This is a genomic window from Candidatus Hydrogenedentota bacterium (assembly GCA_016791475.1).
Lineage (GTDB): Bacteria > Hydrogenedentota > Hydrogenedentia > Hydrogenedentales > JAEUWI01 > JAEUWI01.
In genome coordinates this window covers 49,832-70,298 of sequence record JAEUWI010000028.1, presented here as the reverse complement: position 1 = coordinate 70,298, position 20,467 = coordinate 49,832, and the positions used below count along the sequence as shown (strand labels likewise).

Annotated in this window: 16 protein-coding genes and 1 pseudogene; 6 read left to right on the top strand and 11 right to left on the bottom strand. The window is 61.8% G+C overall.

Annotated elements, in window-relative coordinates; genetic code table 11:
• Positions 1-15 precede the first annotated feature (15 nt).
• Positions 16-165, top strand: a pseudogene (locus JNK74_15850) (prepilin-type N-terminal cleavage/methylation domain-containing protein).
• A 138-nt stretch (positions 166-303) separates the two neighbouring features.
• The gene (locus tag JNK74_15845) at positions 304-1,092 is read left to right on the top strand and encodes a hypothetical protein (protein ID MBL7647660.1); all 789 of its coding nucleotides are present in this window, start codon (positions 304-306) and stop codon (positions 1,090-1,092) included.
• Between the two features lie 81 nt (positions 1,093-1,173).
• Here the strand turns inward: JNK74_15845 and arfB are convergent, their stop codons facing one another.
• On the bottom strand, positions 1,174-1,599 hold the full coding sequence (gene arfB, locus JNK74_15840; protein MBL7647659.1) for an aminoacyl-tRNA hydrolase: 426 nt from the start codon (positions 1,597-1,599) through the stop codon (positions 1,174-1,176).
• Positions 1,600-1,824: 225 nt separating this feature from the next.
• Here arfB and JNK74_15835 point away from each other — a divergent pair, with 225 nt between their 5' ends.
• From JNK74_15835 to JNK74_15825, 3 genes are all read left to right on the top strand, one after another.
• Entirely contained in the window at positions 1,825-2,316 is a 492-nt protein-coding gene (locus JNK74_15835; protein ID MBL7647658.1) for a hypothetical protein, read from the top strand.
• Positions 2,317-2,472: 156 nt separating this feature from the next.
• Positions 2,473-3,753: a Gfo/Idh/MocA family oxidoreductase gene (locus JNK74_15830; protein MBL7647657.1), complete on the top strand. Its 1,281-nt coding sequence runs from the start codon at positions 2,473-2,475 to the stop codon at positions 3,751-3,753.
• Positions 3,754-4,126: 373 nt separating this feature from the next.
• A complete protein-coding gene (locus JNK74_15825; GenBank protein MBL7647656.1) occupies positions 4,127-5,242 on the top strand; it encodes a Gfo/Idh/MocA family oxidoreductase in 1,116 nt (371 codons plus the stop codon).
• 122 nt (positions 5,243-5,364) lie between these two features.
• Here the strand turns inward: JNK74_15825 and JNK74_15820 are convergent, their stop codons facing one another.
• The 10 genes from JNK74_15820 to JNK74_15775 form a co-directional block, all read right to left on the bottom strand.
• Positions 5,365-6,105, bottom strand: a complete 741-nt coding sequence (locus tag JNK74_15820; GenBank protein ID MBL7647655.1) for a thioredoxin family protein — start codon at positions 6,103-6,105, stop codon at positions 5,365-5,367.
• Positions 6,106-6,232: 127 nt separating this feature from the next.
• Positions 6,233-7,555 carry a hypothetical protein gene (locus JNK74_15815; GenBank protein MBL7647654.1) on the bottom strand — a complete coding sequence of 441 codons (1,323 nt, stop codon included), beginning with the start codon at positions 7,553-7,555 and terminating at the stop codon, positions 6,233-6,235.
• A 174-nt stretch (positions 7,556-7,729) separates the two neighbouring features.
• A complete protein-coding gene (locus tag JNK74_15810) occupies positions 7,730-8,398 on the bottom strand; it encodes a DUF4159 domain-containing protein (GenBank protein ID MBL7647653.1) in 669 nt (222 codons plus the stop codon).
• 287 nt (positions 8,399-8,685) lie between these two features.
• Entirely contained in the window at positions 8,686-9,432 is a 747-nt protein-coding gene (locus tag JNK74_15805; GenBank protein MBL7647652.1) for a hypothetical protein, read from the bottom strand.
• Positions 9,407-11,749 (bottom strand): hypothetical protein, encoded by a 2,343-nt coding sequence (locus JNK74_15800; protein ID MBL7647651.1) that lies wholly within the window; start codon positions 11,747-11,749, stop codon positions 9,407-9,409. The genes JNK74_15805 and JNK74_15800 overlap by 26 nt, the downstream gene beginning before the upstream one ends.
• Before the next feature lies 1 nt (position 11,750).
• Positions 11,751-13,991 (bottom strand): hypothetical protein, encoded by a 2,241-nt coding sequence (locus JNK74_15795; protein ID MBL7647650.1) that lies wholly within the window; start codon positions 13,989-13,991, stop codon positions 11,751-11,753.
• A gap of 3 nt (positions 13,992-13,994) precedes the next feature.
• A complete protein-coding gene (locus tag JNK74_15790) occupies positions 13,995-16,103 on the bottom strand; it encodes a BatA domain-containing protein (GenBank protein ID MBL7647649.1) in 2,109 nt (702 codons plus the stop codon).
• Between the two features lie 304 nt (positions 16,104-16,407).
• Entirely contained in the window at positions 16,408-17,427 is a 1,020-nt protein-coding gene (locus JNK74_15785; protein ID MBL7647648.1) for a DUF58 domain-containing protein, read from the bottom strand.
• The gene (locus JNK74_15780) at positions 17,399-18,430 is read right to left on the bottom strand and encodes a MoxR family ATPase (protein MBL7647647.1); all 1,032 of its coding nucleotides are present in this window, start codon (positions 18,428-18,430) and stop codon (positions 17,399-17,401) included. The genes JNK74_15785 and JNK74_15780 overlap by 29 nt, the downstream gene beginning before the upstream one ends.
• On the bottom strand, positions 18,427-18,642 hold the full coding sequence (locus JNK74_15775; GenBank protein ID MBL7647646.1) for a hypothetical protein: 216 nt from the start codon (positions 18,640-18,642) through the stop codon (positions 18,427-18,429). Before JNK74_15775 ends, JNK74_15780 begins: the two co-directional genes overlap by 4 nt.
• Before the next feature lie 332 nt (positions 18,643-18,974).
• Here JNK74_15775 and JNK74_15770 point away from each other — a divergent pair, with 332 nt between their 5' ends.
• Entirely contained in the window at positions 18,975-20,207 is a 1,233-nt protein-coding gene (locus tag JNK74_15770) for a hypothetical protein (GenBank protein MBL7647645.1), read from the top strand.
• Positions 20,208-20,467 lie beyond the last annotated feature (260 nt).

Sequence of the window (20,467 nt, the reverse complement as noted above, 5' to 3'; positions counted from 1 at the left end):
CAAAGGAGAATCGAAATGAAACGAAAGGGATTCACCCTGATCGAACTGCTGGTGGTGATCGCCATCATCGGCATCCTGGCGGCCATCCTGCTTCCCGCGCTGGCCCGCGCACGCGAAGCGGCCCGCCGCGCGAGCTGCCAGAACAACCTGAAGCAGATGGGCCTGGTCATGAAGATGTTCGCCGGCGAGAGCAAGGGTTCCCGCTTCCCCGACTTGAACCGCACGCTACCGGGCTTCAACAACGATTTCCAGGGCGTGGAAATCACCGAGATCTATCCCGAGTACCTGGCCGATGTAAACGTGATGGTGTGCCCGTCGGATTCGGACAGCGCGGGCGACGTGTGGACCCAGCAGGCGCTTCGCTTTACCGAAGGCGTAGAGACAATCAACGACCTGATCGGCGGAGGCACGGCCAATTTCAACTGTATGGTGGCCCACCTGGCGGTTCCGCGCTCCTATCCCTACTTCGGCTACGCGGTGGACCACGGCTCGAGCGCCCGTCTCGCCTGGAAGGCGATTGAGAAGGTCATCCGCAATGCGAAGGCGGTCCCCGCCGCGTATGTGCAACTCGACATGGGCGTGGATTGTCCCTACAACACCTTCACCTACGACGACGGCAAGGGCAACGTGTTGACCGGCCTCTTCCAGATGACTTCCGAAATGCCGAACGAGGCCAACCTCGCCTCCACCGCCGATGCGCCGGACGAACGGGCGGTTGGCTTCGACGCCGGTGGCACGATGATTCTCGGGCCCGCCTCCGCGCAGAAACTCCGCGAAGGTGTGGAACGCTTCCTCATTACGGACATCAACAATCCCGGTGCGAGCTCGGAAGCCCAGAGCACGCTGCCGGTGATGATCGACGCCTGGGGCACGACCAAGAAGGTGAGTAATTCCGACGACGAGAACAGCACCGCCGCGGTATCCGTTTTCAACCACGTCCCCGGTGGTTCCAACGTGCTGTATATGGATGGGCACGTCGAATTCATAAAATATCAGGGCGCGGGCGGCAAGTTCCCCGTCACCACCTACGGCGCCCCCTATGTCGCCAAGATTCAGGGCTGGTCCTCCCACCTTGTGGAAGGCGTGCTCTAGGCCGCACCGCAGTCACCACGATATAACCCCGACCGCTTCGCCGGGAAGCGCCTCCAACGAGGCCGCTTCCCGGCGTTGCTTTCAGTCGTCGCCGCCCCGCACGGGCCCCCGCGTCTTCTTCACCTCGCCGCGCCGCGCCTTGCCCTCCATGCGGCGCTCTTTGGCCGCTTTCGAGGGGCGCGTGGGTCGGCGATACTTGGGGCGCACCGTCGCCTGACGGATCAGCGCCACCAGCCGCGCCAGGGCCTCCTCTCGATTCGCCAGTTGGCTACGATGCTCCGTGGCCGTGATGATAATCACCCCGTCGGCCGTGGCGCGCGATCCCGCCAGCGCCAGCAATCGCGCGCGGACCGACTCCGACAGCGCAGGCGATAGCGCCGCGTTGAAGCGCAGTTGCACGCCCGTGGACGTCTTGTTGACGTTTTGTCCGCCGGGGCCGGAGCTGCGGATGAAGCTCTCCTGGATCTCGTCGTCGTCGAGGATGATATGGTCGGTGATGGGGATCATGGTTTGGGCTCAAGGGTGAAGTTCGTGGCATGAATGTAACGTAATCCGGAGCGCGGTGCCAAATGGGCGCGTTGAAGCGAATGCTATGCGCACTTTATGCCAGTGCGTGTCGGGTGATGGTGTCACGCAGATTTTCTCGAATCCAACCCAATTGACGGCCCATCCCCCGCAGTCTATAATCGACGTTCGATTCCCACGGCACCAGTAACATCAGGAGAAACTATCGTGACCCACGAATCTACGCCCCAGGAACGCAGGGCTTTCATGACCGGAACCATCGCGGGCCTCGCGGGCGGCGCGGCCATCCTTTCTTCCACCACGGCTGTCGCCGCGAGCAACGTCAAGCTCACCGGCCTCGATCCCGACGCCGCCCCCGCCGCCGACTCGGGCTACACGCCAGGCATCAAGGCGGAAGGCGGACAAACAGTTATCTTTGTTTCAGGGCAAGGCCCGGAAGATTACAACGCCGATATGGAAACGCAGATGCGGCAGACCTTCGACCGTATCGGCAAGGTGCTGGCCGAAGCGGGCGCGGGCTTTGAAAATATCGTAATCCTGCGTTCGTACTTCGTGGACATAGCCCGCGATCTTCCGGCCTACCGCAAAGTGCGCAAGGAATACCTCAAGCAGCCCTACCCGGCCTCCACGGCGGTCGGCACGCCCGCGCTGGCGATTCCGGGGTTGATGATCGAAATCGAGGCGGTAGCGATTATCTGAGAGATGGTTAAGAATGGGTCGTATGAGTCTTATGGGTCCTATGAGGTACTACACCGAATTTGCATTCTGACCCATTCGACCCATTCGACCCATTCGACCCATAAGACCCATAAGACCCATCAATCTCGGACGAGAACTGACACGGGAGCGTGAAACATGTCGGGAACCCTCAATCGCAGGCAGTTCATCAACCGGAGCGCTGTCGGTGCGGCGGGCCTGGCCCTGGCTTCAAGCGCCGCCCGTGCGCAGGAGGCCCCGGCCAATCGTGTCGTCGTCGGCGTGATGGGCCTGTCGCGCGGCCTTGCGCTAACGGAACACTTCGCGACCCAGCCCGGTGTGGAAGTGCGGTATGTGTGCGACACCGATTCCGAGCGCACCGGCCCGGCAGCGGCCATCGTGGAAAAGGCGGGCCACGCGCGCCCGCGGGAAATCGGCGACTTCCGCAGGATCCTCGACGATCCCGAGGTCAACGCGCTGGTCTGCGCCGCCCCGAACCACTGGCACGCGCCCGCCACGATCCTGGCCTGTGCGGCGGGCAAGCACGTCTACGTCGAAAAGCCGTGCAGCCACAATCCGCGCGAGGCCGAGCTGATGGCGGAGGCCGCGCGCAAGCACAACCGCGCCGTGCAGGTGGGTACGCAACGCCGCAGCAGCGCGAACATCCAGAAGGCCATGGCGACGCTCCACAGTGGCGAGATCGGCAAGGTTTACTCCGCTCGCGCCACCCTCGGCGGCAACCGGACCACCATCGGCACCGGAAAACCCGCCAATGTTCCGCCGCATCTGGACTATGAGCTCTGGCAAGGCCCCGCGCCGCGTGTACCCTTCTTGAGCAACCGCATTCACTACAACTGGCATTGGTTCTGGCACTGGGGCAACGGCGAACTGGGCAACAACGGCGTGCATTTGCTCGATCTCTGCCGCTGGGGCCTCCAGGTGGACTTTCCCACGCGCGTCACGTCCATGGGCGGGCGCTACGCCTTCGCCGACGATCAGGAAACGCCCGACACACAATCGACGGGCTTCGAGTTCCTGGACGGCAAGCTCATCACCTGGCAGGGTCAGAGTTGCAATCCTTTCGAGCCGGATTTCATCAATTTCTATGGCGAGAAGGGTACCCTCACCATGACGGACGGTGGAAATTTCTCGGTGCTCGACATGGAGAACAAGGTCCTTCGCACGGAGACCGGCGGGCGCGGAGATATCGAGCACGTCGCCGACTTTGTGGCCGCCGTGCGCGAGGATCGCACCACGGGACTCGCCAGCGGCATCGAGGATGCCTACAAGAGCACGCTGTTGTGCCACCTGGGCAACATCGCCCAGCGCACCGGCCGCGCCTTGCGCTGTCATCCCGCGAATGGTCACTTTGTCGATGATGCGGACGCCATGAAATTGTGGACACGCGACTACGAGCCCGGCTGGGAGCCGGTGGTCTGAGCCCCTTGGTCCGGGGAAGCTGAATCTTTGATATCGCGCCACGGCTCAATGCTGCGAGGAGCGTGGGCACGGCTGGGAGCGCAGGCGTCCCGCCTGCATCATGTGCCGAAGGCGCATGTGGTGAAGGGCAAACGAGTCTGCATGCGAATGTCTGACTTTTGAAACCTACTTGGAATGCGCCATGGCAGATGTGCACCTACGGTGCACGAGCAGGCGAGACGCCTGCGCTCCCAGCAGGTCGCGTATTATTCGATATGAGAGTTGGCCTGGCAAGCTCGAAGTCGTGCCAATCGAATCAAGTATTACCTGTGTTCTTACTTTGCGTTCTTTCGCGGCTGAAAATCTTTTCTTCAGAACTCTTCAGGAGCCCCTCATGAACAGACGCCACTTTCTGGGACAATCGCTGATCGGTGCGGCCAGTCTCGCCGCCGCTTCGTCCGCGCGGGCGCAGGCCGAAGGCGAGCACGGAATCAAAGCCGCCATCATCACCAACAAGAGCGGAGCGCATCTGGAGGCCTACTACACCGGCCTCGCCAAGGCCCCCGAGGTCGTGTCCGTGGTGCTTGCCGATCCGGATGGCACGGCGGAGGAAAAAGCGCGCCAGATGATAGGGCCCAAACTGGTCAAGGTGTACAAGGACCGCGCCGAACTCTTCGCAACGGAAAAGCCCGAGTTTGCCGTTATTACGATGGAAGCCGTCCAGGCCCCCGACGCGATCCGCGATGCGCTGGAGGCGGGCTGTCACGTGCTTGCGGAAAAGCCCGCCTGCACCCGCGCGGAGGATTTCGCGCCCCTCACAGAACTGGCGGAATCAAAGAAACTCAACCTCTGCCTCGCGCTGGCCAACCGCACCAACCCCGAGATGATCAAGGCGAAGCAACTCATGACCGATGGTGTCATCGGCAAGATGTATGGCATCGAAGTGCGTTTCGTGGAGGATCAAACACGCCTCACCAATCCGGGCTATCACCAATCCTGGTTTGCCGATAAGAACCGCGCCGGCGGCGGGCATCTCACTTGGCTCGGCATCCACTGGCTTGATCTGTCCATGTACATCACGGGCGCGTCCATCACCCACGTGACCGGTTTCGCCACGAACATCGGCGGTCAACCCATCAATATTGAAGATTCCGTGGCCATGACCATGCGCTACGACAACGGGGCGCTGGGCACCATGACCTCGGGCTACTATCGCAAGAGCGACGACGAGTCGCTCATCCGCATCTGGGGCTCCAAAGGCTGGATAGAGCTCAGCTCCGAGGATCGCCGTCGCGTGCGCTGGCAGGATACCTCCGCCGAGAATTCGCAGGTCGAAGAATTCAACGGCCCGACGGACTACGTGCACTACACGGCCTATACCGGGGCCTGCGTGCGCGCCGCCGTGGGACTCGGTGAGCCGCCCATGACCCCGCGTGAGTGCTTGCGGGTCTTGAAGGCGATCTACGGGCTCTACGAGGCCGCGGAGACGGGAAAGACGGTTGAATTGTGAAGGATGAAATTTGAAGGATGAAGGATGAAGGGGATGGCGACTTCACGCTTCCGTTTTAACCCCCGCCCTCTACGCTTAATCTCTTCCCACTTCTAATCTCTTCACACTTCATCCTTCATCCTTCATCCTTCATCCTTCCCCATCGCCGCCAAAGCCGTCGCGCGGTCCGCCTCACTTGCCCAGGGGTCGAAGTTCGCCGCCGCGTCCGGGTCGAGGGCCGCAAGCGTTTCCTTCGCCGCGATTCGCTCGCCCAGGTAGGCGCTGGCGAGTCCCTGGCGCATCCAGCCTTTCACCAGCGCGGCGTCGAGTTTCAGTACCGTTTCCCGTGTTGCCTTGCGCACTTCCGGATCGGGGTCCGCCAGCAGCGCCATTACCTCTTCCTGCTTCGCGTCCGCCGTGATGGACGTTTTCTCCGGGGCGCTTCCCTCGGGCACGGCGATCACCGTGCCTTCGATCTTCTTGTGCGTGTTCTCGCCCGCGTCCTTCAAATAGGCGATGAATTCCTCGCTCTCCATAAAGCCCAGGCGATCACCGATCATCTCGCCGTGCACGTTCAACACCACGTTGCGCGGGATGCTGTGGACCCCGTAGGCCATGGCGGTTTTCTCATCGGCGTCGATGTCCACCTTCACCGTCACAAAACTCCCCATCGCCGCGATCACTTCCGGGTCCGTGTAGACCTGCTCGTCCATCATGCGGCAGGGCCCGCACCACGTGGCGAAGAAATCGATGAGCAGTGGCTTGTTCTGTTCCTTTGCGAGTTTGAGGGCCTCGTGGTAGTCGGTCTTCCATTCGATGGCGGGCTTTTTAGTTTCCTGGGCGGTGGCGCGTGTGGTTATGAGCAACAGGGACGTCAGGGACATAAGAGACAACAGAGACAGCAGGGACGACAGATATTCTGCGATGCTTTTTTCCTGCCGTCTCTGTTGTCGCTGTTGTCCCTGTAAGTCGCGAAAGCCGCTTTGCAGGTTTCTTGTATCGTGCGCGTTCTCAATCCTTCCCATGCTTGATTTTCTCCCAGTACGTCTCATAATTGAAGGCCGGGCTGTTTTCCGGATCGTGGCAGCTCTCGCAGGCGATGGTGGCCATCTTCGCGGCGCGCTCGGGGATGTCTTCGCCGTTGTAAAACTTCACATGGTGATCGCCGCGCCCGTGGCAGCTCTCGCAGCTTACCGAACCGAGCGCGGGCGTGAGTCGCTGGTTCACATAACCGTCCGTCGCGCCATAACCCACCGTGTGGCACTGGAGGCAGCGGGGATTGCTGTCGTGGCCCTTGGCCGCCAGACTCTCCAGCGCGTGGGCATGCTTGAAGCCCTTCCACGCCTCCACCGTCTTCGGGTGACACGCCACGCAGGCGGCCTCGGAGACGTATTTATTCGCCGTGCCGCTGCGCGCCGCCGTGATCGTTGTGAGTCCTTCATCATCGTCGCGGTGCGGCTGAAAGTCCATCTCGGCCAGGCGCACTTTGAACTCATCCACGATGGGCGTGATTTCCGGCGCTTCCACCATCGTATCGGCCAGCATGTGGATGGCGTTGGTGTACGTCGCCTGTCCATCCGCGCCGAAAGCGATGTCCAGCTTGCCCACCGCCTTGCCCTTGTCGGTGATGTAGACCAAGCGCGACTGGTTTACTTCCACGGGTGCGTGCGTAGGCTGGAGCACCCGACCGCCAACGATCACGCCAATCTCGAAGTAGCGCTCGGCCAGTCGCTTCATCGTCTCCTCGTCGACAAAGGCGAGCACCACAATGAAATCGGCCTTGGGCGTGAGCTCGGGCAGATACTTCCCCACGGCATCCGCCGCGGGTGCAATCACTATGCCCTCCCCCTGATCCTCCGGAGCCACATTCTCATCCGTCACCCCGAGAATCCCTATCCGATAGCCACCCTCCACCGTCACCACCTTGTAGGGCGGGAAGAGCAGCGCGCCCGAGGCATCCATCACATTCGCCGAAATGAACAGTCCCGATTCTCCACCGACCTCCTTGAGCTTTTCCGCGCCGAGGGACACCTCGCGATGGCCCACGTTGACCGCGTGATAGCCCATCGCGGCGTAGCCCTTGAGGATGTACTCCATCTCGAAAACTTCCCAGTTGCGCGGACCCGCCGTGATATCGCCGACATCGACGAGAAGACGCGGTCCGGGGGCCTGTTCCTTGAGGAAGGTCATGCGGCGCGATATGCCGCCCGCCTGGCCGGAGGAGCATCCGCAGGGCTCGATGTGACCCCGCGTGTCGCAGGAGTAAATGATGGAGAGTGTGGGCGGCGCGACGGACTCGCGGGCGGATTCCGGGGAGCACGCAGCGAATGTCAAAGCCAGGGACACAAAGGACAAAAAGGACCTGAAGGACGCTATAGTTGCCGTAAAACGGGGTACAGGAGCGCACTTCAACCGCTTCGGTATCGGCACGATACCGCGTTGACTGTTGATGTCCCTTGAGTCCCTTCGGTCCTTTAGGTCGTTCACCTCTCCCACATCTTGGCCCTTTCAATGCGTCAACGAATAGGTCAACACGTTCACGTTGATTTCTTGGCTATTGCGCACTTCGTTTCCACCGCAACAGCAGCACCCGCCCCCCGCGTTGCCCGTGTCGTTCAGACCTTCGGGACTGTAAATCAGTACGATGCGCCCGTCGATTTCGAGGCCCTCCAGCGAGGCGGTGCCCTGGCTCTTTTTCAGGCGAACCGAGGTCACATCGAAGACCGTCTTGAAGATCTTGTGCTCCATCGGTATCTTCACCAGTTCAAGCTCGGGGAAGACCTTCTTGATCTCACGGCGAAAGGACTGATCCCACTCCTTTGACGAGCACCCCGCCGAGGCCAGAAGAAAGCCGCCGCGTTCGAGGTAGGCCCGCAAGTTTACCCGCTCCTCCTCCAGCAGATTAAACACACCCTCGCCCGTCATCACCGAGAAGGGATACTCGAAGAGCTCATCCTTGCTGAGCTTCACCGGGTCGAAACTTGACTGGGTCTCGATGTTCGTCTCCACGCGCGTCGTGGCGAGAAACTTGTCGCTGAAACATTTCGAGCTCTTTGAGCCCGCGTAGATCAGGTTGGCGCAGCGCACGACGGCGTCGGTCGACTGTGCGGCCTGTGCCCCGCGGCGGACTTTGGGTTTGGTATCGGCGGAGGCATGAATTAAGGGTGCTACCGCCAAAGCAAAAAGTGTGACCAGGGCGATTAAACGCCAACCCGGTCGTGCCACGCGATCCGGCAACGCCGGTTCGTGTGTGACGAGTGAAAATTGCCCGACACTTGCGAGTTGTCTGCGCGGAGGCGGTGCGACACAAGGGAGGTACACGACGCTCGCTCGGTGGCTTCTCCGAACGTGTAGATTCGGGTTTGCGGCGGGCACACGAACCGGCGTTGCCGGATCGCGTGGCACGACCGTAGAACCCGTAAAACCCCGACGATTTCCCTGCAAGATTGTGAATCGTGTGCCCCTCATTTTTTCGTCTCCTCTTCGGCCAGCTTCTTGAAATACTGGTCGATGTGCCCGCGGTATTCTTCCATCACGCGCTCGCCACCGCTGGCCTCGAAGTCCACATCGAATTTCTTCGCCGCCGAAACCTCGTCCACGTTCTGCGCGGCCTTGCCTGGCTCTTCCGCTTCCGCGTCGGACTTCGCCTTGCGATCACCGAGCATGCGCGACTTCTCATTCGACTTCTCACCGAACTGATCGGGACCAAATATGCCGAAGGGCGCACCGCCGCCGCCCTGACCGGACTGGCCGTTGCCCGTGAGGCCACTGGAGCCCGGCTTCATGCCCGCGCCGAGTTGCCCCAACGTGTTGCCCGCGTTCATGCCCATCTTAATCTCGAGCTTGAACTTGCAGGCGCTTCCCGCACCGGCGCTGGCGGACTCGCAGACCTTGATCATTTCTTTCATATCCGTCGCCGCCTCTTCCGCTTTCACGTGGCCATCGAGGGCCTTCTTTTCCGAGAGGCGCGTTGAGGCTTCGTCCATGTCAGACTCGATGAGGCGCTTCTCTATTTCGTCGGCGATCTTCCGCGCGTCCGCCGCCACGGTGGCGTAGTCCGGCTCGGCGAGTTTCTCGTCCTCGGTCACCGAAGGCACGCGCTGCGCCACCGGCGCCTCCACATCCACCGGCGCTTCCTGGCTCCAGGCGCTCGCCACCGCCGTCATCAGCATGGCGCACCACACGCTATTCCGCAGCAGGCGTTGTTTCATTTTCCGTTCCTTTTTGTTTCGCCGCGAGGGCGTCCAGTTCATCCGCATGCAGCCGGATCGTCTCTTTCAGTTCCGCCAGCGCCGCCTGCACTTCCTGCTGCTGTACCGACAACTCGTCGAGCCGGATCCGATCCTCCGGGGACAGGGTCGTCAACTGTTTGTAATAGCTGATGCTGCGCTCCAGGCTCTTCTGCACACCGTAGAGGTACTTGAACTGCTCCGTGTCGCCCATGACCTTGGCGACGTGCTCCAGGTTCTCGTTCGCCTGCTGGATGCCGTCCTTGAACTGCTGTGCGTTCTCCGCGAGTTGATCCAGGGCCTCCTGTTGCGCCTGCGATGCCGCCGCCATGCGCCCCTGCGGTGTGCCGGACTGCGGCTCGCCCGATTCGCCCTCGGGGCTTTCTCCGGCTTCTCCAGGCTGCTGTGCTTCGCCCGGCTCACCCGCCTTGCCCATCTCCGCGCCGGCCTGCGACATTTGTTCGTTCGCTTTCTCGAGGCGCTGCGCAAAATCGCGGAGCGAGGCCTTGTATTCGTTCTCAATGTCGAAGACCACTTCACCATCCGCCATCTCCTCCAGTCGCTTCGCCATGTCCGCCGCCTCCTTCGCGAGCTCCGCCTGTTCGCCCGCCGCCTGCGCCAATTGCTCTTTTTCCTCTTCGGTCAGGCCACCGGGTTGATTCATCTTCTCCTGGAGCGCATCGGTTTTTTCCTTCAGCGCCTGTTGCGCTTCGGCGATGGCCTCCATCTCTTCCAGAATCGCGTCGTACTTCTGGCGGAGATCCTCCGCCGTCATTTGCGATTGCGCGAACCTGCGATATTCCTCGAAGGAAACAATCTGAAGACGAAACATTTCCGAGGTGGCCGTCTGCGGCGCGCCCGGCCTGCTGTCCGTCGCCGTGGCGTAATATTCGATGCTGTCGCCGGGCTTTACACCGAGATCTTTCAAATCCAGCGTGTCGTCCACGGTCACAAAGCTCGTCGCGCCATCATCCTCGTAGATCGATTTGCGCGCGTCGTCGGACTGGTTGTGGCGGCGGAAAAACGCGACTTTCGTGATGCCCAGGTCGTCGCTGGCATCCACCAGAATCGGAATCTTCGAATCCGGCACCGCGAAGGAGTCCATGCCCGGTTGATCAATCACGACCTCGGGCTTGTTGTCGGGGATGATCTCGACGGTGCCTTGCGCGCTGTCTTTCGCGGTATTCCCATCGATATCCACAATACTGGCGGAAAAGGTGCCCGCCTCGGCCAGCGCGAAGGTCGCCTCGACGATGTTCTCCTCGTCCGCCGGTGCGAAGGGATGGGCCACACCGTTCACTTCCACCTGGCCGCCTTGCAGCGGTCGGTTGGAGCGAACCCGCATCGTGACCTTCGTGTCCACGTAGCCCTTGATCGGCTCCTCGGACAGGACGCGTGTCTCGGGGTCCTTGTGGGTGTAGGCGGGGTATTCGTAGTTGATCACCACGTCCTCAATGCGCGGCACGGTGTTGATCGCGATATCGTGGCGATGGGTCCGCGCGCGGCCCGTTCGGGCGAAATAAATCACCGGTTCGCGCAGGTTCTCCAGGGTCTGAAAGAAATTTCCTTCGCCCGCGTCGTGCATGTCCACGACGGCGATTTCCTTGCCTTGCCGATCCAGTAGCACGAGCGACAGCGCATCGGGGATACGATTCGAGGCGAGCACTTCGATCTTGAGGCTGTCGCCGAAGTCCACGCTGGTGTCGCCCGGATTCACCGCGAAGTGAAACGGGCTGTAGGGCGGGAAATCCGCGAAGGGCAGGAGGTAACGGGGTACCACCGCCAGAAAGAGCACGTAAGACATGGCCGCACTCACGAAGAAGAGCAGTGCCAGCCCCGCGAGGGCCCAGCGTTCGCGACTCAAGGTTGGCGGTGTAAGCGCGTCGTAATTCACCGGGGTTGCGGCCCGCTCGGTGGCATTTTCGATCTCGCGGCGCATGAGCGCGGGAGAGAAAGGGACGCCCTTCTCGCTGTCCAGGCGCTGCTCAAAGTCCATGGCGTTGGTGAGCACATTCTGGAGGTCGGGGTTGCCCTCCTCCACCAGGCGCACCAGCATGCGACCCCGTTCGCGCGACTGAAAGGCCTGGCGCAGGGACCACGCCACGCACCCGAGCAACACAACGGCCAACAGGCCATCCAGCATGAGGCGAATGGCGCTGGAGAAGGCGAAGGCCCCATCGAGGGCGATGAGCGCCAGCGCGAGGGCGAGAAAAATCCACGCCACGCGGATGACCATCAGCACGAGCACGCGGTCCCGATAGGTCGTTTCGAGCTCTCGAATGAAATCGCGCACGTTCATATCACAACAGCCCCGTCCGGCGGCGGATGAACCACTCCACGCCCAGCACGCACACCAGCAGCACGAAGAAACGGCCCTGGTCCCACGCGTCCTCCGGTTTTGTTTCCTCTTTGAGAGACAGCTCGTGCCGTTTTAGTTTCTCCGGCAGGGCTTTCCAGTCCTCCACCGCGAGCACCTCGCCGCCGCTGGCCGCCGCGATCTGCGCCATGAGCTCCGGGTTCGCCCCCACGAAGCGGGCCTCCTGATCGTTGGCATAGACGGAAAACTCGATGGTCTGTTCGCCCTGGCCGTGGCCATTGTCGAGGAGCACCGCTTGATAGGCTCCTTCCTCTTCCGGCGTGTAGAGCGTGCTGAAGAACCCGTCGCCCGTGCCGTTGCCGGCGGGCTCCAGCGTTGTCGTGGTGCCGCTGGGCGCGGTCACGCGAATCTGCGGCGCGAAGTCCGCCGCCACGTCCTTCGTCTGGACAATGAGCGACGCCGACTCGCCCGCGTTGTAGGAAAACTGGTCCGTCTTGAAGGCGATGCTCTGTCCCGGCAGAAACTCGGAGTCGTAGACCAGCCAGCGAATCATCTGTCCCCAGAAACGGGCGTAGACCTCGTCGTACTTTGAAAGTTCGTCCTTCATGAAGGCCCATTGCCAAAGGCCCGAAGCGCCCACGGTCATGACTTTGCCCTTGCCGTAGCGCTGATAGGAGATCGCGGCAATCTCCTCGTTGGCCGCCGCGCCCACGCCCTTCGCGAGGATCACCGCGAGGGACTTCTCCTCTTTCACTTTGGTCACGCTGATCATTTCGGGCAATTCGCGGATGATCACATCGGCGGACTGGCCCGCGCCGAAGTTGAACATCGGGTTCTTGCTGCCCGCGCTGGTCAGAGCGAAGCGCGCTTTCGCGAGGGCGCCGTCGTCCCAGATCACCGGCTCGATCTCCGCCAGGGCGCTGCTTGCCGCTTCATAGGGCTTGCCCCGCGCGAAAATGATGTTGCCCCCGCGCACTTCCACGTACTCCTTGAGCAAAGCCACCTGCACCGGGTCAAAGATTTCCTCCACGCCCTTGCCGAGGATTACGCAGTCGTACTGGAAAAGTTCCTCGCGCGTCCGGGGCACCCGGAGCGCGCTCACGCCTTCGGCGGTGCCCTCCACCCCCTCGGGCGCGGCCTGAGTCACGTAGATCATCTTGTCGTGGCGCTCGCTCATATCGAAGATGGCGGACACCTCCAGGTTCGGGTCGGCCTGGAGCGCGCGCAGCAGAAACTTGCTGTCCCAATAGGGCGAGGCTTCGGCCAGCAGCACCTTCGCGCGATCATCCGCCACCTGCACGAAGACCGTGCGCTCGTTGTTCTTCAGGTCGGACTCGCCCTCCAGCGCTTCCACGCGCACGGTATAGCGATAGGTGCCCTTGACCGCTTCCTTGATGGGGAAGGAAAGGGGCTGCATGCCCTTTTCCAGCATGCACTGCTGCACGCCCATGGACACGCCATCGCGAAACAGCTCCACTTTGCCATACCAGCCATCGAAGCCGCGCTGATGCAGATCCACTTTCAGACTGGAGGGCTGATTGCGAAAAAGGAAGCTCTGATCGAAGCGCGCGGCCACGGCGAGGTCTTTCGTCTCGTCGGTCGTGCCCACCGTGGTGGTCCACACCGGGATGCCCGCCGCGCGGAGTGATATTGCGGCGGTGGCCGGATCGTTGCCGTTGTTGTCGCGTCCATCGGAGATGAGCAGGATGCCCGCGTGGTGCTGGCCCTGGCTGGTAACGCCCGCGTTGCTCAGGGTCGTGGCAATGTCCGTCGCGATGCTTTCGCGCGGCTGGCTCGCAAGCAGCTCGTCGAAAGGCATCCGACCCGCTCGGTCGTCGAAGAGCGTAAAGCGCACGTCGTAGTTGCGCCGCAATTCGGTCATGAAAAGATCTTCCGACGCGATGAGGGCCTCGCGCACGACCTCGAAACGGGTGCCGCCTTCCACATCCGCCGTCCCCATGCTCCGGGAACCGTCCACCAGCACGGTGAAGACATTCTTGCCCTGGGCGCTGTCTTCCGTCGCAAGTTTCATGGGGCGCAGCAGCAGAATCGTCATGCCCGCCACGACCGAGAGGCGCATTGCCGTGAGCAGTGTGCGCTTGAAGGCGCCAGCGTCGTTACGCGCGCGAAAGTAATTCGCGATGGTGAGCAGGCCCACGACACAACCGAGCAGCACAATATATTCGGCGGGAAAGGGCGGGTCGAAGGCGATGTTCTTGAACATGGCTCAGCGCCTCCACGCCAGGGCGAAGCCCTGCTCAATCGCGAGGAAGGCCAGCGCGGCCGCAAGGAAGAAATGCCACAGAGGCGCGCCTTCGCGCATGGCCCGCAGCGTGCCCGCGTCGGAGCCCGTCGCCGCGAGGAAGCTTTCCTGCGATCGCTTCGCCATTTCCTGGAGCTGGGCCGCCGAGAGTGTCTCCAGGTTGCTCTCCCGCGGGTCGGTATTCACCGCGATGGACGCGAGTTTTGCGTCTCCGCTGTACACGCGATAGAAGCCGGTTTGCTTCGTTTCAGCGAAGATGACCGAGCCGGTCGCGCCGTTCAGGTCGAGCACGGCGCTCACCGATTCCCCGGCGGGATTCGCAAAGCGCACGGGCGTCTCCGGTGTGGCCAGCGTGATCGATGTGGAGCAGGGGAGGCCCGCCTCGAAGGATCGCGCGCCTCCGCCTTCGAGCCCAAGGGCCTTCACCATCTCGTGAACCAGCGGCACGAAGACGGTGCTCTTCTGCACGTCGCTGCCCTCGAGTCCCGGCGAGAAATTTGCCAGCAACAGGGAGCCGCGCCCGAAGTTGGTCCGCGCCAGGGCGATGTTGCCGTTGTCGTATTTCATGAGCACCTGCCCCTGGGTCTCCTCCCGCTTTGTGGTGAAATAGCTGAAGAAATGGAGGTCCGCCAGCGCGCCCGACTCGCGAAACTTCTTCAGCATCGGGTCGTCGTAGTTCGCCGAGGCCAACGTCGCGAAGCCCGCTTCGTTCGCGTCGGGGGCCACATGCCCCGCGAGTGTGAAGGGCAGTTTCAATGCGCCCTCGGACTTGGCGAGGAGCAGCGTCAGATTGCCGGGATCCGCAGGCCCTTCCACGAACCAGGCCACGCGTCCGCCGTCTCTGAGATAGCTCGCCAGCGCTACCGCCGTCGATTCGCTCATCGCACCCGCCTGCGACACGATCACCGCGTGGGCGCGGGCCGCCGCGAAACGATCAAAGGCATCCAGCGCCATCACCTCCGGCACGAATACAGATGCGCCACCGCCGAAGGGATCGAGGGCCGCCGCTAAAAAACGGTGGGAGGCATCCCGCGCGGCGCTAGGCGCATCGGACAGAATAACGACGGGAAAGCGTTCGGAAACCGTTACCGCCGCGTGGCGTGTGTCGTCCTCGCGGAGGCCATCGGCTGGAATAGACGCCACGGCCTCGAAAACACCACTGCCGTTGAAGCGCACGCGAAAACCCGCCGTGGCGCTCATGCCCGCGTCGACCTTCACGGTCGATTCCAGGGGCGCTTCGCCCTCCAGCGTGAGGGACACGGGCAGCGCCTGGAACTCGGGGCCGTAGTTCGCCACGGTGCAGTGAATCTCCGCAGGCTCGCCGATGGCGGGACTCGCGGGCCGCACTTTCATCTCCGTGATCGCAGCATTGCGAAGTGCCGCATCCGACACGGGGACGAAGACTGTCTTGACGTGTTCGGGAATTGCCGAAAAGTTGACCGAGGCCCAGTTGGATCGCTGGAAATCGGAGATGAAGTGAATCTCCTGACTGCGCGTCGATTGATCGTCCAATTGCTCCAACGCCAGCGCGATGGCCCCGTCGATGTCGCTTCGGGCGGCCTGGTAGTGCCTGTTGGCGAGTTCCGCGCGCAACTGAGCCCGCGTGGCCCGGGGCGCGTCATAGATCGCCTCGGGCACGTTTCCCGCAAAGATGACGTTCGCGATGTCGGCGGCGCCCAGCGCGTCCAGCACCGATTCCGCAGCACTGAGCGCCCGCCCAAAATGGGAGACGCCCGCGCCGGAATAGCCCATGCTGAGCGATGCGTCCACGATGATAATGGCCGCCGCGCCGCCTTCGGGAGTCTTTGTTGCGGCGAGCGTGCCCTTGGCGAGCACGGGCCGCAGGAAGGCAAAGAGCACCAGCAGGATGATAAGCGTGCGGATGAAGAGGAGCAGATAATGGCGGACGCGAAAAAGACGCGACTGATTCGCCTGAGCCTTGTAGAGGAAGCGCAGCGTGGGGAAAACGATCAACACGGGCGTCCTGCGGGTGAGCAGGTGAATCGCCAGGGGTATGGCTATCGCCAGGGCCCCGATGGCCATCGCCGGATTGATAAATGTTAAACCGCCCATAATGTGTCCCGCATAACCGAAGTGTAACGCCTTAACCGCCATCAACAAACTTTCACCACGAAGGTCACGAAGCGCACGAAGAAGAAAAGAGAAGTTTTCCTAAATTGATGACCCAGCACGATTGAACGCGGAGCACATTGAATCGGCGAGCTTTCGCTATCTGGATCCGTGGCTCGATAACTGCGGTCTCTTTCCTTCGTGTACTTCGTGCTCTTCGTGGTTAAACTTTTCTGTCGGCTTAGGCGATGTCTTCGCTACTCCCATTCGTGTAAATTCGTATCCATCGTGGTTAAACTCTTCATCTTCATCCCCTTCCCCGGTGCGCGAGAAAGCGCCCCAGCACTTCGGGGTAGGGCGTTTCCGTCGTCATGAAGGTGTAGGTGATATTCCGCGCGCGGCAACGGGCTTCGATATCGCTGCGGAAGGCCTCCAGCAGCGCGCCATAGGATTCCGCCACGTCTTTCGGCTGGATCGTGATAGAGCCGCCCGTTTCCGCGTCCACAAAGTTCGCATTGGCCACGTCGGGCAGTCGCACTTCATTCTCGTGGAGCAGGTGAAAGACAACGATTTCGAAACCACGGTGGGTGTACATCGCCAGTGCGCTGAACAGCTCGTCGGGTTCGTCCAGCAGATCGGAAATGATGATCAACACGCCCCGCTGCTTGAACAAGGTGAAGGCCTTGCGCAGCGCCGACGCCACCGAGGTGTGTCCGCCGGGCCTGGTCAGTTCCAGCGCACTCAGCATGCTGTAGAGATGGCGCACCGTGCCGCCTGCGGGAATGTGGCTCCGTATCCGCCGATCGAAAAGCACCAGTCCTGCTTTGTCGCCCTGTTTGATGAGCACGTACGACAGCGCCGCCGCGAGATAGCTGCCGTACTCCAGTTTGGTCAATCCACAGAAAGGCAGTGCGGGCCGGTTCACCGTGCCGCCAAAGGCCATGGAAGCGCTCACGTCCAGGAGTATGGTGGCCGAAAGATCCGTCTCCTTCTCGAAGAGCTTGATGTAGTGTCGGTCCGTACGGGCGTAGGCCTTCCAGTCGATGCTGCGAATTTCGTCGCCGGGATTGTATTGTCGGTAGTCCACGAACTCCGGCGCGTTGCCCTTGAAGCGCGAACGGTGCCGACCGCTGTAAAAACCCTCCACGATGGCCCGCGCCGCAAAGAGCATGTTCTTCATGCTCCGCAGGTCGCGGGGCTTGAGGTACTTGAACTCCTTCGGCTTGTGCCTGGGCATGGGCGGGGGCTCCGCCTGGCGCCAGCGGCGCAGGTTTTCGCGGCCCGCTTCGATACGCTGCCTAATGCTTGTAAGACGGCTGTTCGACATGTTCGAGAATCCACTTCACGATCTGCCGGGAAGAAATATCCTCGCCCGCCGCATTGTAGTTGGGAATGATGCGATGCTGGAGCACGGGCATGGCGACCTCCTGCACCTCCAGCGCCGAAGGGGCCGCTTTGCCCTTCAAAAGCGCCAGGCACTTCGCCGCGAGGATGAGGTACTGAGAGGCTCGGGGTCCGGCGCCCCACTCCACATAATTGTTAATATACTCGGGACTGTCATCCAATTTGGGCCGAGATGCCCGCGCCAGGCGCACGGCATACTCCGTTACGTGGCGCGACACGGGAACACTGCGCACCAGCGCCTGATAACGCAGGATATCTTCCGGACCAAAGACGGGCAGCACGTCCTGCACCGCGTCGGTGGTGGTGCCCTCCACGATATCGCACTCTTCCTCCGCCGAGGGATAGCCGATGTTGATGCTGAACATGAAGCGGTCCAACTGGGCCTCGGGCAGGGGATAGGTGCCCTCGTGCTCAATCGGGTTCTGCGTGGCCACGACGAAGAACGGCTTCTGCAGGGTGTAGGTCGTGCCCGCCGCCGTCACCGTGTATTCCTGCATCGCCTCCAGGAGTGCCGCCTGCGTTTTTGGGGAGGTGCGGTTGATTTCGTCCGCCAGAATGAGGTTCGCGAAGATGGGACCCTTCACAAAATGCATCACGCGGCCGCCCGTCTGGGGATCGATCTGCAGAATCTCCGTGCCCGTAATGTCCGAAGGCATCAAATCCGGCGTGAATTGAATCCGTTTGAAATCCCAGCCCAGCGACTGGGCCAGGGTCTTCACCAGCAGCGTCTTGGCAAGTCCCGGCACCCCAATAACCAGCACGTGGCCCTGGGCGAACATCGCCGTAAGTAATTGCAGAATAATGTGTTCCTGCCCGATGACCACCTTGTGGATCTCGGCCCGGAGCGTGTTGAATCGCTCCAGAAACTCCCGGGCGGCCTCCAGATCGGCCCCCGGCTCGGCAGTTTCCAACGACCTCGGTGTCATGCAATACCCTCCATGTACGGTGATTGCCTGAAAGCTATGCCTGGAATCCGCCCCAAGAGCGCCCCAGCCTGTGATGTCATTACGCCAACCCTGCCAGTTTTATTCATGTCGTAGTAACGATACTCACTAGCATATACGTTAACGCCGCCGTTGGCAATAGGGTGAATTTTTATTTCGGTGCCGGGGATGGCGGGCGAGCCTTCCAGCAACATTCCCGGTCGAGCTCCGCTCCTGCGTCACGGGCAGCCCCAGTCAACCGCGAAAAAGTAAACCGGTCATGATGCTGTCCAGTTTAAGGGCCAACTGGACAGAATTATGACCGGTTTGAACCACGGATTTTGAATAACCGCGGCTGATCACGGCCGTGGGTCACGCGGCACACCGGGGAGACGGTCGAAACCGCCCATGGATTGATCCACGTAGTGCCCGCGTGGCGATTCCTGTTGTCGCTCCCGGACATCGGCGATTGACGTCTTGCAATGCGCTCGCGCCTTTGCTTTAATGACCCTTCTCCCGCGTCCACCCAATTCATAGGAAGTACCCCATGAAACACGCCGCCCCCCTCTCCCTCTTCGTTCTCTCCGCCCTGCTGTTCTGCGTCCTTCCCACTCACGCCCAGGAACGCTTCAAGCAGGATCGCTTCGCCATCGGCCTTTGGGTGAATCCACCCGTGGATGATCAGGCGGCGGCGCGCTATCAGGACGTGGCCGACGCGAATTTCAATATGGTCATCGGCGGCTTCGGCGGCGGGGAGCACGACACGCTGGTGGAGCTCTGCGAGAAGCTGGACCTCAGGCTGATCGGCTATGCCGGCACGGCAGACCCCGCAACCCTGCCCGACAGCCCCGCCATCTGGGGCTATGCCCTGCGCGACGAACCCGGTGCCGACGATTTCCCCGCCCTCCGCGAGTTGGCCGACGGCGTGCGCAAGGCGCGGCCGGGCAAACTGCCCTATATTAATCTCTTCCCGAACTACGCCGTCCCCGGCCAGCTCGACGCCCCCACCTACGACGAACACGTGCGGAAGTTCATGGAAATCGTCCAGCCCGAAGTGCTCAGCATGGACCACTATCCCCAGTTCCACCCCGGCAACCCGGGCCGGGACGGTCGCGCGGGCTACTGTGAGAATCTCGACACACTTCGCACGCACGCTATGAAGGCGGGTGTGCCCTTCTGGAATTTCTTCAACATCATGCCCTACGGCCCCCAGACCGACCCCACCGAGGCCCAGGTCCGCTGGCAAATCTACACCTCCATCGCCTATGGCGCAAAGGGCGTCATGTACTTCTGCTACTACACGCCCCAGGGCGCGGAGTTCCCCAAAGGCGGCGCCATCATTCACGTCGACGGACGCAAATCCCGCCACTACGGCGAGGCACAGCGTATCAACGCGGAATTGAAACACCTGGGGCCGGTGCTGATGCAACTCACCAGCGAGAAAATCGTCCACGTCGATGAAGCGGCGGGCGATGTGCCGACCGACAAGCTCGCCGGCCTGCCCATCACCAACCTGACCCGCGCGCCGGAAGACCCGAAAGGCGACTACCTCGTGGGCGCCTTCAAGCATGCCGATGGCCGCCGCGCCGTGCTCCTGAACAACTACCACTTCGCCTACACCGCCTGGCCCACCGTCACCTTCAATGCCCCTTTGGCGTCGGTCATTGAGGTAAACAAAGAGACCGGCGAACAACACCCCGTGATCGACGACAGCCCGCTGATGGATGGGATCCAGATCTCCCTCGGCGCGGGCGACGGGCGGCTCTTTCTGCTGCCGTGACCACCCCGCGTTACCCCCTTGATTCGGGGGCGGCGGAAACGTCGCGCCTCCCACATTGGATTGACGGTTAGCGAGTCGTCTGCTACACTCCCCATGTCCGAGCATGGGCCCGAAACCGCACGATTGGCTGTCCGGTCGGGCTCATCGAGGTGGTGATTCTTCCGATCCGCCGCAACGGATCAGGTGCGGTATCTCAACGCACCAGATATCCCATGCGGTGATCGGAAGATGCGTCTGGCTTTCGACCGTGGGCAAGGGTG